We start from the raw sequence: 12,910 nt of genomic DNA on the forward strand, positions 1-12,910 counted from the left end.
GCGGCAGATTCGACCCGGTCGGGTCCCGGATGCTTGACATCACGGGCAACGGTGCATCTTCATGTCGACATGAAGTCAAGGCGGGAGATGGCCATCGGTGAGCTGGCGGCGCTGTACGGATTGGCCCCGCACGTGTTGCGGCACTGGGAGCAGATGGGGCTGCTGACTCCGGCCAGGGCCGCTGGCGGACGGCGCGTGTACGGCTCGGTCGACGCGACCCGGATCGCGCTCATCCTGCTCGCCAAGGAGGCGGGGCTGACCCTGGACCAGACTCGCTACCTGCTCACCGAGGCGGCCGACAAGCAGGCACGGACGGCCCTGTACCAGCGGCACGGTGACCTGCTGCGTGGGCGGATCGCAGCAGCTCAGGAGTCGTTGGCCATCATCGAACACGCGGCGGCGTGCGACGCCGAGGACATCACCGTCTGTCCCCGGCTGCGGGAGAAGGTCGCCGCCCGCCTGCCGGCCGGGTTACGGCCTGACGGGGACGCCTGGCCCGCGCCCTAGCGAAGGCCGAGGGCGGTGCCGGGGTTGGTGGGGCGGGATGCGACCCACCAGGCGACGGTGGCGGCCACGGCGACGATGCCGCTGAACACGAACGGCGCCTCGATGCCGGCCCGGGCGGCCAGGGCACCGCCGGCCAGCGCACCCAGCGCGGTACAGCTGTAGGTGACCAGGCGGGAGGCGGCGACGACGCGACCGAGCAGTCCGCCCGGCACGAGCCGCTGGCGTACCGACAGCGCCGCGACGTTGAGCACGGCGAACGCCGCGCTTGTGGTGACCACCACGACCACCGCGACGGCGCGGTGCCCGACGACGGCCAGCAGGACCGGCACGCCGGCGGTGACGGCCATGGACCAGGTCAGCACGGACCGGTGGTGGAAGCGGGCGACCAGACGGTCGGCGGCGAACGAGCCGATCAGGCCACCGGCAGCGCCGGTGGCCAGCAGCAGGCCGAAACCGAACGCGCCGAGGCCGAGGGCGTCGCGGGCGTAGAGCACGAAGATCGCGAACCAGGCGGTGTCGGCGGCGGCCACGGCGGCGGTGACGAGTACCAGGGTGCGCAGCATCGGCTGGCGGACGAGCCAGCGCAGGCCGGCCAGCACGCCGTCACCGTCGGCGGCCGGCGGGGCGTGACCGGTGTCGGTGGTGGGCCGGTGGGCCAGGGTCAGTGGCAGCGAGAGTACGAGCATCACCGCCAGGGCCAGGGTGGCCCCGTTGACGGCGAACGGGATGGCGGCGCCCACGACGAACAGCAGGGCACCCACCGGTGGACCGACGAACTCGTTGCCGACGATCTCACCGGCGACCAGGCGTCCGTTCGCCTTCTCCAGCTGGGCGTCGGGGACGAGTCTGGGTACGGCGGTCTGGGCGGCGGTGTCCCGGATGGTCTCGCCGACGCCGAGCAGGAACGCGGCGGCGACGACGAGCGCGATGGTGGCCCAGCCCAGGGCGACACTGGTGGCCAACGCGGCCAGCACGACGACGCGGCCGGTGTCGGCGGCGGCGAGCAGCGTACGGGCACCGCGGCGGTCGGCGAGGGCACCGGCGAGCAGCCCGGAGACGAGCCAGGGCAGGAACTGGGCGGCGGCGACGGCGCCGACGGCCAGCGGGTCGTCGGTGAGCGCGGCGGCCAGCAGCGGGAAGGCGGCCACCCGGATGCCATCGCCGAGGTTGGCCAGTGCCGCGGCGCTCCAGAAGGTCCAGAACGGCCGGCCCAGACGGTTGCGATCACGCATGCGGGGATCGTACGTGCCTCGGCGGCGGCCCGGGACCGAGCCGCCGCCGAGGTGCCGGTCAGACCGCGTTGTCCGCGATGACCTGGCGGTACCAGTGGGCGCTGCGCTTGAACACCCGGCGCTGGGTGGGGTAGTCGACGTAGATCAACCCCCAGCGCTGCTCGTAGCCCTCGGCCCACTCGAAGTTGTCGAGCAGGGACCAGACGTGGAAGCTCTCCAGCGGCACGCCCTCGGCGATGGCCCGGTGGGCGGCGGCCAGGTGGTCGCGCAGGAACGTGACCCGGCCGTCGTCCTCGACGGTGCCGTCGGCGCTGAGCTCGTCGGGAGTGGGCAGGCCGTTCTCGGTGACGGTGAGGGGGATGGGCCCGTAGTCGCGGGTGACCCGGGTCAGGGTGTCGTACATCCCGTCGGGGTAGATCTGCTGCCACTCCGCCTCGGAGGTGGGCCAGCGGCGTTCCGTGCCGCCGGAGGCGGTGACGTAGATCGGGGTGTAGTACTGCACGGCGAGCAGGTCGACCGGACTGGAGATGATCTTCAGGTCGCCGTCGCGGATGCCGCGGACCATCCGACTGCTCGGTCCGAGGTCGGCCAGGACGTCCTCGGGATAGCTGCCGGTCAACGCGGAGTCGAGGTAGAGGCGGTTCTCGTAGCCGTCGTAGAGGCGGGCGGCCTCGGCGGCGGCGGCCGAGTCGTCGGCCGGGTAGCAGGGGTGCAGGTTGAAGGCGGGGCCGATGCGCCCGGTGCCGCCGGTGGCGCGCAGGGCGCGCACGGCGAGGCCGTGGGCGAGCTGGAGGTGGTGGGCGACCAGGTACGCCGCGTCGGGGTCCCGCCGGCCGGGGGCGTGGTGGCCGAAGAGGTAGCCGTTCTGCACCACGGTCTTCGGCTCGTTGATGGTCAGCCAGACCGGCACGCGGTCGCCGAGAGCGTCGAAGACGATGGCGGCGTAGTCGGCGAAGCGCTGGGCGACGTCGCGGGACTCCCAGCCGCCGGTGTCCTGCAGAGCCTGGGGCAGGTCCCAGTGGAACAGGGTGGCCATCGGGGCGATCCCGCGTTCGTGCAGGCCGTCGACGAGGCGACGGTAGAAGTCGAGGCCGCGTTGGTTGGCGGCGCCGGTTCCGTCGGGCTGGATGCGCGGCCAGGAGATGGAGAACCGGTAGCTGCGCAGCCCCAGGTCACGCATCAGATCGAGGTCTTCGGCATAACGGTGGTAGTGGTCGGCCGCCACGTCGCCGGTGTCGCCGTTGCGGGTGCGTCCCGGGGTGCGGCTGAACGTGTCCCAGATCGATTCGCCGCGGCCGTCCTCCTTGGCCGCGCCCTCGATCTGGTAAGCGGAGGTCGCGGCGCCCCAACCGAAGTCGGGCGGGAAGGACCGCCGGGCGGCCGGGTTGGATGCGGTCGCCGTGGTCTCGACCGGGTCGCCGGGCCGGCAGCCGGCCAGACCGGTGGCCGTGGTGGCCGCGGCCGTGGTGCCGAGGACGGCGCTGACCGGGGTGGCAGCGGTGGCCGAGAGCGCCGCACGGCGCAGCAGGTGCCGCCTGGTGAGTATCGACATGGGTTCTCCTCGTGGATGGGGATGACCGCCTGAGCCCGGGAGCGCTCCCAACAAAGGGTAGAGGGTAGGCGGTCCCGCAGGTCCGAGTCGTCGCGAGGGGTGGGGCTGACGGCCTCGGTGGCGGGGTGACGTGGGGTGGGGAAGGGCGCTGTGCCGGTCGGGCAGCTGGTGCGGCGGAACCGGGTGCGCCGAGTACCGCGGGCGGACCGGCGGCGCGCGCCCGGGCGGTCGGCGGGGCGTCGCTGATGGCGGTCGGCGGGCGGGTCGACTGCCGTGCGGGGCGCGCGGGTGGTGCGCGTCTGACCCGTCGGCCTCTTTTCCCATCGTGAACGGGGGTTTAGTGTGGGGACGGGGGAGGGCAACCCCCGTCCCCACCGTGTTGCGGTACACGCACGTTCGGATTGGCGTCCCAGTTGTGCGTGTCGCGCGGGAGCCGGGCCACGCGAGTGGCTGAGGATCCACCTCCCTCCACTGTGGTGGGGTGATGGCTGACGGCGGTGTCCGGGCTGGCCCGCCGTCGGCCTGTGGTCTGTTCCCCGGAGCCGTGGGCACGACACCGGGCGATATTCCGGGTGGAACTCTGTCGATGGAAGCGCTCCCATCGACGTTGCTGCGACTGTAACGCCCGTCACGGCTTTGTGAAAGCCCCAAAACGAGATCGAAACAACTCAGTGTTTCCGGAAGTTCCCTTGCTGGCATTGGGAGCGCTTCCATGGCACACTGTCGATCGACCGCGCGGAGCCAAGGTACGCGTGAGCGCGGGTCGCCGAGGGCTTCCGGCTCGTCCGGTACGGCGTCCTGCCAGCAGCGGAGCAGCAGCCGTCCCCCCACGGCGCCCCGCCGCGCCGGCCCACCCGGGCCGCAGCGACCACCATCCACTGGCACCTCGACGGACCTGTCGTCCCCGAGGCGTCACCGCCGGGGCGCCACCGCCACCGGCCTGGTCCGAGGAGACACCGCGCAGATGAGAAACCTGGCTAGACGTCGGCGCCTGGCGTGGCTCGCCGCCGCGGCGCTGGCGATCGGTGGGGCGACAGTCCCCGCCGCCGCCGCACAGGCCGCACCGGCCTGCGACGTGGTCTATACGACGAACGACTGGAGCAACGGCTTCACCGCCAACCTCACCATCCGGAACACCGGCGACGCGATCAACGGCTGGACCCTGAAGTTCGCCTTCCCCGGCAACCAGCGGGTCACCCAGGGCTGGTCGGCCCGGTGGAGCCAGAGCGGCAACGAGGTCACCGCCGTCAACGAAGGCTGGAACGGCAACATCCCCGCCGGCGGCAGCACCAGCATCGGCTTCAACGGCTCGTACTCCGGCACCAACGCGAAGCCGACCTCGTTCTCGGTCAACGGGGTCACCTGCGGTGGTACGGCGCAGCAGCCCCCGACGGTCAGCCTGTCGGTGCCCGCCGGCCCGTTCACGGCCCCGGCGACCGTGCCGCTGACCGCCACCGCCAGCGACCCCGACGGCACCATCGCCCGGGTCGAGTTCTACCGCAACGGCCTGCTGGTCAACACCGACACCACCGCGCCGTACGCGTACACCCTGGAGAGCCTGCCGGCCGGTGACTACACGGTGCAGGCCAGGGCGTACGACAACAGCGGTCTGTCCGCGATCGCCGAGCGGTCGTTCACCGTCGCCGGCACCACCTCGCCGGCGCTTGTCGCCACGCCGACCGCGTTGACCGTCCCCGAGGGCGGCAGCTCGACGTTCAACCTCAAGCTGAACCGGGCACCCACCGCGAACGTCGCGGTGAGCCTGGCGCGCACCGGCGACACGGACATCACCGTCACGCCGACCTCGACGACGCTGACCACCTCGAACTGGAACACCGGCGTCGACGTGACCGTCCGGGCCGCGGAGGACGCCGACACCACCGGCGGCACCGCCACCATCACCGCCTCGGCCACCGGCCACACCCCGGCGACGGTCACCGTCACCGAGATCGACAACGATGTGCCCGGCGGGGACGGCGAGTACGTGCAGCGGTTCCTCACCCAGTACAACAAGATCAAGAACTCGGGGTACTTCAGCCCCGAGGGCGTGCCGTACCACTCGATCGAGACGCTGATCGTCGAGGCGCCGGACCACGGCCACGAGACCACCTCCGAGGCGTTCAGCTTCTGGCTGTGGCTGGAGGCCTACTACGGTCGGGTGACCCAGAACTGGGCGCCGTTCAACAACGCCTGGACGGTGATGGAGAAGTACATCATCCCGTCCACGGCCGACCAGCCGACCGCCGGCGCTGCCGGTGACGCCACCTACGCCGCCGAGCACGACCTGCCCAGCCAGTACCCGTCCCAGCTGGACTCGAACGTGCCGGTCGGCAAGGACCCGCTGCGCTCGGAGCTCCAGTCGACCTACAACACCGGCTCCATCTACGGCATGCACTGGCTGCTGGACGTCGACAACGTCTACGGCTACGGCCGCTGCGGCGACGGCACCACCCGCCCCGCGTACATCAACACCTTCCAGCGGGGCACCCAGGAGTCGGTGTGGGAAACCGTGCCGCACCCGTCCTGTGACACCTTCCGCCACGGCGGCCCGAACGGCTACCTGGACCTGTTCATCAAGGAGTCGCAGGCCCCCGCCAAGCAGTGGAAGTACACGAACGCTCCGGACGCCGACGCCCGCGCCGTGCAGGCCGCGTACTGGGCGCTGACCTGGGCCAAGGAGCAGAACAAGGCGGCCGACGTGTCGGCCACCGTGGCCAAGGCCGCGCGGATGGGTGACTACCTGCGGTACGCCCTGTTCGACAAGTACTTCAAGCGGGTTGGCAACTGCGTCGGGGCCAGCGCCTGCCCGGCGGGCAACAACCGCGAGTCCGCCCACTACCTGCTGTCCTGGTACTACGCCTGGGGCGGCGCGACCGACACCAGCCAGAACTGGTCCTGGCGGATCGGCTCCAGCCACAGCCACTTCGGCTACCAGAACCCGTTCGCGGCCTGGGCGCTGACGAACGTCGACGAGCTCAAGCCGCGCTCGCCGACCGCGGCGGCGGACTGGACCAACAGCCTCAACCGGCAGCTGGAGCTCTACACCTGGCTCCAGTCGGCCGAGGGCGGCATCGCCGGTGGCGCGACCAACAGCTGGGGCGGGCACTACGGCACGCCGCCGGCCGGCACGGCCACCTTCTACGGCATGTTCTACGACGAGGACCCGGTCTACAACGACCCGCCGTCGAACCAGTGGTTCGGCATGCAGGCCTGGTCGATGCAGCGCATCGCCGAGCTGTACCTGGTCAGCGGCAACGCCCGGGCCAAGGCGCTGCTGGACAAGTGGGTGCCGTGGGCGATCGCCAACACCACGCTTGGCGAGAACTGGTCCATCCCGTCGGACATGAAGTGGACCGGCCAGCCCGCCAACTGGAACCCCAGCAACCCGCAGCCGAACACCAACCTGCACGTCGAGGTGACGGTCAAGGGCCAGGACGTCGGCGTCGCCGCGGCCTACGCCCGCACCCTCATCGCGTACGCGGCGAAGTCGGGCAACGAGGCGGCGAAGACCACCGCCAAGGGCCTGCTGGACGCGTTGCACACCCACAGCGACGCCCAGGGTGTCTCGACGGTGGAGAAGCGTGGCGACTACCGGCGCTTCGACGACGTCTACGACGCCTCCACCGGGCAGGGCCTGTACATCCCGCCGGGCTGGAGTGGCCGGATGCCCAACGGTGACGCCATCGCGCCGGGGAAGAGCTTCCTCGACATCCGGTCGTTCTACAAGAACGACCCGGCGTGGCCGAAGGTGCAGGCGTACCTCGACGGTGGGCCGGAGCCCGAGTTCCGTTACCACCGATTCTGGGCCCAGGCGGACGTCGCCATGGCCTACGCCGACTACGGGAAGTTGTTCCCCAACGGCTGAACGAACTCCTCCGGGTGGGCGGTGACCCACCCGGAGGCACCGGCCGGGCCTCGGGGGTAGAGGCAGGTCCGGTTGACGGCCTGACACCCACGGTCAGGCCGGGGTGGGTCGGCCCTCTGGCCGACGCAGCGGAGCGGTCGGCCCACCCCACCACCCCGACCCGCCGGGCACGGCGCGCACATCGCGAAAAAAAGTGACCGCCCCGGGATCACAACCCGGCCCGGGACGGAGTAACGTACATCACCGGAGAGGCCGCTCCCCCCGTGGCGGCCTCTCCCTTATTGTCCCGACCCTGATGCGTCCGGTTCCCGCTCGCCGTCGCCCTGCGCCCGCCCGTCCGGTCCGGTCTCCGCCGTCACCGGGTGCCGCAGCCCCGGATGACCGGCCGGCAACGACCGGCGCAGCACGGCCCAACTGGCCGCCAACGCCGTCGCGACAAGCGGCCAGGTCAGACCCACCCGGGCCGCGGTCAGGGCGAGCACGTGACCGCCCAGATACAGCGGCAGGAACACCGCCAGCCGCAGCAGGTAGGTCGCCGTCCACACCCAACTGGCCCGGCCGTACGCCCGCAGCAGCGCCGGATCATGTCGCCAGCGCCCGCGCTGCCCCAGCGCCGCGCCGACGACCACGCCGAGCAGCGGCCAGCGCACCACGATGCTCACCGCCCACGCCAGCGCGCTGGCGGCGTTGGCCAGCAGCTGCACGAGGAAGAAGTCCTCGGCCCGTCCGGTGCGTACCACCACCAGCGCGGCCACGCAGACCGCGAGCAGCCCGACCAGCACCGACCGGGGCCGGTCACCGCGACGTAGCCGCCAGCCGGCCACCACCGCCCCGGCGACCAGGGCCGCCACCACCCCGACCAGCACCGACCGGCCGGCCACCAGCCATCCCGCCGCGAACGCGACAGGCGGCACCGTGGCGTCAACGGCGCCCCGACGCCCGCCGAGCAGATCGGCAAGTGACTCGGGTCGCCCGACCGCGGCGGCGTCCCGCTCCGACGTACCGGTCACGTGCCCCTCCTTCACCTGCGGCCCAACCTATCTCCACGCCACGGGCGGGCCACCGCCCGGACACCGGGGGCGTGCCGCTAAGTTGTGCGGGTGCGCGTGACGCCCAGGGGTGGTACAGCGGTCTGGCTGGTGGTGCTGGCCCTGATCCAGACGGCAGCCTTCATCGCCGTCTGGCGATTCGCCCTCCATACGGAGATCGGCCAGTGGATCGACACGGTGGCCCTCACCGGCAACCGGATCGGCCGCGACCACATCGAGGAACCGGTCGACCGGATCCTCAACGCCATGTCCGTGGTGTCGCTGCTGGCGGTCACCGTGATGATCGGGTTCATCGCGCTGATCCGAGGTCGGGTCGCCCTGGCCGTCGCGGCCACCCTGCTGATCGCGGGCGCCAACGTCACCACCCAACTGCTCAAGTACGGACTGAGCCGTCCCGACTACGGCATCGACCTGGAACGGGTCTACGTCGGCAACAGCCTGCCCAGCGGGCACACCACGGTCGCCGGCTCGGTGGCGGTGGCCCTGGTGCTCGTGCTGCCGCCGAAGGCGCGGGCCCTCGCCGCCGTGATCGGTGCCGGTTACGCCGCGACCGCCGGGGTGGCGACCCTGTCGGCGGGCTGGCACCGACCCAGCGACGCGGTCGCCGCGTTCCTGGTGGTCGGGGTCTGGGCGGCGCTCGCCGGTCTGCTGCTGCTGATCACCCAGCGCGAACGGGCCGAGGTCGCCCCCGGCGACGCGCACCGGCTCACCGCCGTGCTGCTCGGCGTGGCCGGGCTGCTGGCGATCGCCGGCTGCGTGCTGGCCCTGTGGTGGCTGGTGGGTCTGCGATCCACCCCGGCGGCGGAGCTGGCCCGTCGGCCGCTGTTCGTCGGCTACGCGGGCAGCGCCGCCGGCATCGCCGGCTCCATGGCGGTGGTGATGGCGCTGGTGCTCACCGCCGTGCACCGTCTCGTTCCCCGCTACAAGGGATGATCGGGTGAGCGTCGTACGGTCGGCGTTCCACGACGAATGCGACAGTCTCGGCGCGGTGCTGCGTACCCTCGACCGGTCGGACCTCGACCGCCCGACCCGCTGCACGCCGTGGACGGTGGCCGACCTGTTGGCCCACGTGCGCACCGGAGCCGGCCGGCTCGCCGACATGCTGAGCGCTGCGGTGCCCGGCCCCGCCCGGGTCGACGCCGCCGGCTATTTCAGTGCGGCGAAGTTTCTCCCGGAGGTGGACGCCGCCCGGATCGAGTCCGCCCGGGTGGAGGCCGCCCGCGTGGAGGCCGCCCGGGGCGGGGCTGCCTCGGCCAGTGCCGGATCCTCGTCGGGCCGGCCCGGCGAGGTGCTCGCCGCGGACTTCGACCGGACGTGGCGGGCCACCCTCGCCGCGGTCGACGCCCACCCCGCCGACCGGGTGGTACGCACCCGGCACGGCGACGCGATGACGGTGACGGAGTTTCTGCGTACCCGGGTGGTGGAGGTCGGCGTGCACGGCCTCGACCTGGCCGAGGCGCTGGACCGGCCGCCGTGGCTGACGCCGACCGCCGCCCGGGTGATCGCCGACCTGCTCACCGGCGGGCGGGCTCTGCCGGCGGACCTCGGCTGGGACCGACTGACCCTGATCGGCAAGGCCACCGGCCGCAGCCCGCGCAGCCGGGCCGAGCGGGACGCCCTCGACGCCGCCGGCATCCGGCTGCTCACCTTCGGCGGCTGACCGGCGACCGGGCGGGTCAGGCGGCGGTGCGGGGTGCCGGCACGTGCGGGGCGGCGGCACGCAGGTGGGCCAGCACCACCGGATCGATACGACCGGGTGCGAGCCGCTCCTCCAGGTTCTCCAGCCCGGCCCAGGCGACCAACGCGTCCTCGGGTTCCGCCGGGTCGGCCGGATACCCGAGCGCGGTCAGCAGGCCGGCGACCTCGGTGGCCAGCGCACCTGTCAGGTCCAGCAGGGTGGCCGGATCGGGCCGGCTGAACAGCAGGGTGTGCACCGCGAGCAGCCTGTCGAGTTCGGTGATCGGGTCGGGGTGGTCGTCGACCCGCAGGTCGATCATGACGTCCCCGGTGCCGCCGTGCCCGCCGCCACGGCGCACCACCAGCAGCCCCGCGCTCTGCCGGCCGCGCCGGTCACCACCGGCGGCCTCGCCGGCCCGCAGCGCCGCGAGCAGCCGCTGCGCGAACGGCAGGTCGGTACCGGCCAGCCAGGCGTCGCGCAGCCCGTCGACGACCTGCGGGCCGGTGAGAATGTTCCCCTGCGCCGCCCAGCCGTCACCGGCCTGCCCACCGGCCCAGCCACGGCAGTGTTCACCGGTCCAGGTGGCACCCGGCCCGGTGGCGGCGACCACACCCACCTGTCGGTGATCGCGTTCCGGGTCGGCGGCCACCAGGCCGGCGACCACACCGGCGGCGGACACACCGGTACGCAGCAGCGCCAGCCCCTGCGGCCGGTAGGCCAGGTTCACGTGCGCCTGGGTGGCGATCGCGCCGACGTCGGCTGCGGCACCCGGCACGAGGGCCCCGGCGGCCAGGAAACGGCTGGCCACGACGATGCCGTGCAGCCGGCCGTCGTCGGATCGGGCAACGAGGGAGAACGTCACGCTCGGAAGGTTAGCGCTGGTGACGGTCCTGCGGCCGCCGCGACGACCTTGCCCGACGACGCCGGGGCGGGCACCATCGACCGATGACGACGCGATGGGCAATGACGGTGCCGTTGGGCGGAATCCCGCTCGCTGACCACGCCGCGGTGTACGCGGCCCTCGCCGACGCCGGCTACACCGACGTGTGGTCCTCCGAGGTCAACGGGGCCGACGCGTTCACCCCACTGGCGCTGGCCGCCGCCTGGCAGCCCGGGCTGCGGCTGGGCACCGCGATCACACCGGCGTTCACCCGCGGACCCGGCCTGCTGGCGATGAGCGCCGCCGCGCTCGCCGACGTCGCCCCCGGCCGGTTCGCCCTCGGCATCGGCGCGTCGTCACCGGTGGTGGTCTCCGACTGGAACGCCGTGGAGTTCACCGAACCGTTCCGGCGTACCCGTGACGTGCTGCGGTTCCTGCGGGCGGCGCTGCGCGGGGAGACCGTCGACGGCGCTTTCGACACCTTCGCGGTCCGTCGGTTCACCCTGGAACGGCCGCCGGTGGTACCGCCGCCGCTGCTGCTGGCCGCGCTGCGTCCCGGCATGCTGCGGCTGGCCGCCGCCGAGGCCGACGGAGTGATCCTCAACTGGCTCGCCGCCACCGACGTGCCCCGGGCGATGGCCGAGCTGGGACAGCGGCGTCCGCAGTTCGAGGTGGCCGCCCGGATCTTCGTCTGTCCCACCGAGGACGCCGGGTACGCCCGCACCCTCGGCCGGCGGATGATCACCAGCTATCTGACCGTGCCCGCGTACGCGGAGTTCCACCGCTGGCTCGGCCGGCAGGATGCGCTTGCCGACATGTGGGCGGCGTGGGCGGCCGGCGACCGGCGCGGCGCCCTGGCCGCGGTGCCCGACGAGGTGGTCGACGCGCTGATCCTGCACGGCTCACCCGAGCAGTGCCGGGCACAGGTCAACAGGTACGTCGACGCCGGGGTGGACGTACCGGTGCTGGCGCTGCTGCCCACCCCGGAGGTCACCGCCACCGACCCGGCGGCCCTGACCACAATGGTCGCCCGGCTCGGGCTCGACGCGAAGGAGTCGGCGTGAACCTCACCGACCGGGTAGCGGTGATCACCGGCGGGGCCGGGGGGATCGGCGCGGCGCTGGCCCGGCGGTTCGCCGCCGAGGGAGCCGCCGCACTCGTCCTGGCCGACCTGGACGGCGCCGCCGTCGAAGCGGTCGCCGACGCCGTCGGCCCGCTCGCCCACGGGGTCGCGGTCGACGTCACCGAGGAGGAGCAGGTACGCGCCCTGGTCGCCGACACCGAACGCCGCTACGGCCGGATCGACGTGTTCTGCGCCAACGCCGGGGTGAGCACCGGTGGGGGAGTGGAGGTCGACGACGCCGGCTGGGAACGGTCCTGGCGGGTCAACGTGCTCGCCCACGTGTACGCCGCCCGGGCGGTGCTGCCGGCGATGCTCGCCCGGGGCAGCGGCTACCTGCTGCACACCTGCTCGGCGGCGGGGGTGCTGACCGCCGTCGGCGACGCCGCGTACACCACCACCAAGCACGCCGCCGTCGGTTTCGCCGAATGGCTGTCGGTGACCTACCGCGACCAGGGGATCCGGGTCAGCGCGCTGTGCCCGCAGGGGGTCGACACCCCGATGCTCGCCGACGGACTGGCCGCCGGGCACCTGGGCGCCCGGGTCATCGCGGCCTCCGGCGCGGTGCTCAGCCCGGACGACGTGGCCGCGGCGGCGGTGGCCGGGATGGCGGAGGAACGGTTCCTGATCCTGCCGCACCCGGAGGTGGCCGACTACGCCCGCCGCCGCGCCGAGGACCCCGACGGCTGGCAGTCCGGCCTCCGCAAACTCGTCCGCCGGTTGCGCACCGCCGATCAGGACGCGCCGCCGCTGCCGCCGAAGCCGGCAGCATCACCGTAGGTGGCGTTCTCGGCGATGGCCGCCGAGTGACGGTCCGGCACACCGCTCGGCCCGACGCCGGAACCACGGCGTCGGCGGGGTGCGGAGCGACGCAGCTCCCGGGTGGCCTTCGCGGCAGCGGCCAGTCGCTGCTCGCGGGACAGCGGCCGGGGGGCACGCCGACGGCGGACGACGAACAGCGCTGCGGCGGTGGCGGCCAACACCACGACCAGTGCGGTGAGAAGAACCATCCCTGTGGTCATGCCCG

General features: G+C 72.9%; 11 protein-coding genes. 6 read left to right on the top strand and 5 right to left on the bottom strand.

Annotated features, from left to right (window positions below; translation table 11 throughout):
• Nucleotides 1-69 precede the first annotated feature (69 nt).
• Nucleotides 70-507 (top strand): MerR family transcriptional regulator, encoded by a 438-nt coding sequence (locus AB0I71_RS08145; protein WP_357582528.1) that lies wholly within the window; start codon nucleotides 70-72, stop codon nucleotides 505-507.
• On the opposite strand, the gene AB0I71_RS08150 is transcribed toward AB0I71_RS08145, so the two are convergent.
• Complete coding sequence (locus tag AB0I71_RS08150; protein WP_357582529.1) at nucleotides 504-1,739, bottom strand: MFS transporter; 1,236 nt, start codon at nucleotides 1,737-1,739, stop codon at nucleotides 504-506. The genes AB0I71_RS08145 and AB0I71_RS08150 overlap by 4 nt on opposite strands.
• A 58-nt stretch (nucleotides 1,740-1,797) precedes the next feature.
• On the bottom strand, nucleotides 1,798-3,291 hold the full coding sequence (locus AB0I71_RS08155) for a GH1 family beta-glucosidase (protein ID WP_357582530.1): 1,494 nt from the start codon (nucleotides 3,289-3,291) through the stop codon (nucleotides 1,798-1,800).
• 964 nt (nucleotides 3,292-4,255) lie between these two features.
• On the opposite strand from AB0I71_RS08155, the gene AB0I71_RS08160 reads away from it, so the two are divergent.
• Nucleotides 4,256-7,156, top strand: coding sequence for a glycoside hydrolase family 48 protein (locus AB0I71_RS08160; protein WP_357582531.1), 2,901 nt, complete (start codon nucleotides 4,256-4,258; stop codon nucleotides 7,154-7,156).
• Between the two features lie 278 nt (nucleotides 7,157-7,434).
• Here AB0I71_RS08160 and AB0I71_RS08165 read toward each other — a convergent pair whose 3' ends face one another.
• Nucleotides 7,435-8,166 (bottom strand): DUF3159 domain-containing protein, encoded by a 732-nt coding sequence (locus AB0I71_RS08165; RefSeq protein ID WP_357582532.1) that lies wholly within the window; start codon nucleotides 8,164-8,166, stop codon nucleotides 7,435-7,437.
• Between the two features lie 84 nt (nucleotides 8,167-8,250).
• Between AB0I71_RS08165 and AB0I71_RS08170 the strand changes: the two genes are divergently transcribed.
• The gene (locus tag AB0I71_RS08170; protein WP_357582533.1) at nucleotides 8,251-9,138 is read left to right on the top strand and encodes a phosphatase PAP2 family protein; all 888 of its coding nucleotides are present in this window, start codon (nucleotides 8,251-8,253) and stop codon (nucleotides 9,136-9,138) included.
• 4 nt (nucleotides 9,139-9,142) lie between these two features.
• Nucleotides 9,143-9,865, top strand: a complete 723-nt coding sequence (locus AB0I71_RS08175) for a maleylpyruvate isomerase N-terminal domain-containing protein (protein WP_357582534.1) — start codon at nucleotides 9,143-9,145, stop codon at nucleotides 9,863-9,865.
• A gap of 16 nt (nucleotides 9,866-9,881) precedes the next feature.
• Here AB0I71_RS08175 and AB0I71_RS08180 read toward each other — a convergent pair whose 3' ends face one another.
• Complete coding sequence (locus tag AB0I71_RS08180) at nucleotides 9,882-10,745, bottom strand: DUF1028 domain-containing protein (protein ID WP_357582535.1); 864 nt, start codon at nucleotides 10,743-10,745, stop codon at nucleotides 9,882-9,884.
• A 101-nt stretch (nucleotides 10,746-10,846) separates the two neighbouring features.
• Here AB0I71_RS08180 and AB0I71_RS08185 point away from each other — a divergent pair, with 101 nt between their 5' ends.
• Together AB0I71_RS08185 and AB0I71_RS08190 are read left to right on the top strand one after the other, a co-directional pair.
• Complete coding sequence (locus AB0I71_RS08185; RefSeq protein ID WP_357582634.1) at nucleotides 10,847-11,827, top strand: LLM class F420-dependent oxidoreductase; 981 nt, start codon at nucleotides 10,847-10,849, stop codon at nucleotides 11,825-11,827.
• Nucleotides 11,824-12,663: an SDR family oxidoreductase gene (locus AB0I71_RS08190; RefSeq protein WP_357582536.1), complete on the top strand. Its 840-nt coding sequence runs from the start codon at nucleotides 11,824-11,826 to the stop codon at nucleotides 12,661-12,663. The genes AB0I71_RS08185 and AB0I71_RS08190 overlap by 4 nt, the downstream gene beginning before the upstream one ends.
• On the opposite strand, the gene AB0I71_RS08195 is transcribed toward AB0I71_RS08190, so the two are convergent.
• On the bottom strand, nucleotides 12,618-12,905 hold the full coding sequence (locus AB0I71_RS08195) for a hypothetical protein (RefSeq protein WP_357582537.1): 288 nt from the start codon (nucleotides 12,903-12,905) through the stop codon (nucleotides 12,618-12,620). The two genes, AB0I71_RS08190 and AB0I71_RS08195, sit on opposite strands and share 46 nt — an antisense overlap.
• Nucleotides 12,906-12,910: the final 5 nt, after the last annotated feature.

The sequence above is a fragment of the Micromonospora sp. NPDC049891 genome, assembly GCF_040660295.1.
GTDB lineage: Bacteria > Actinomycetota > Actinomycetes > Mycobacteriales > Micromonosporaceae > Micromonospora.

Bases quoted from the DNA above. Each gene is read 5' to 3' on its own strand.
- AB0I71_RS08145 (WP_357582528.1), top strand. From the start codon at position 70: ATGAAGTCAAGGCGGGAGATGGCCATCGGTGAGCTGGCGGCGCTGTAC.
- AB0I71_RS08150 (WP_357582529.1), bottom strand. From the start codon at position 1,739: ATGCGTGATCGCAACCGTCTGGGCCGGCCGTTCTGGACCTTCTGGAGC.
- AB0I71_RS08155 (WP_357582530.1), bottom strand. From the start codon at position 3,291: ATGTCGATACTCACCAGGCGGCACCTGCTGCGCCGTGCGGCGCTCTCG.
- AB0I71_RS08160 (WP_357582531.1), top strand. From the start codon at position 4,256: ATGAGAAACCTGGCTAGACGTCGGCGCCTGGCGTGGCTCGCCGCCGCG.
- AB0I71_RS08185 (WP_357582634.1), top strand. From the start codon at position 10,847: ATGACGGTGCCGTTGGGCGGAATCCCGCTCGCTGACCACGCCGCGGTG.
- AB0I71_RS08195 (WP_357582537.1), bottom strand. From the start codon at position 12,905: ATGACCACAGGGATGGTTCTTCTCACCGCACTGGTCGTGGTGTTGGCC.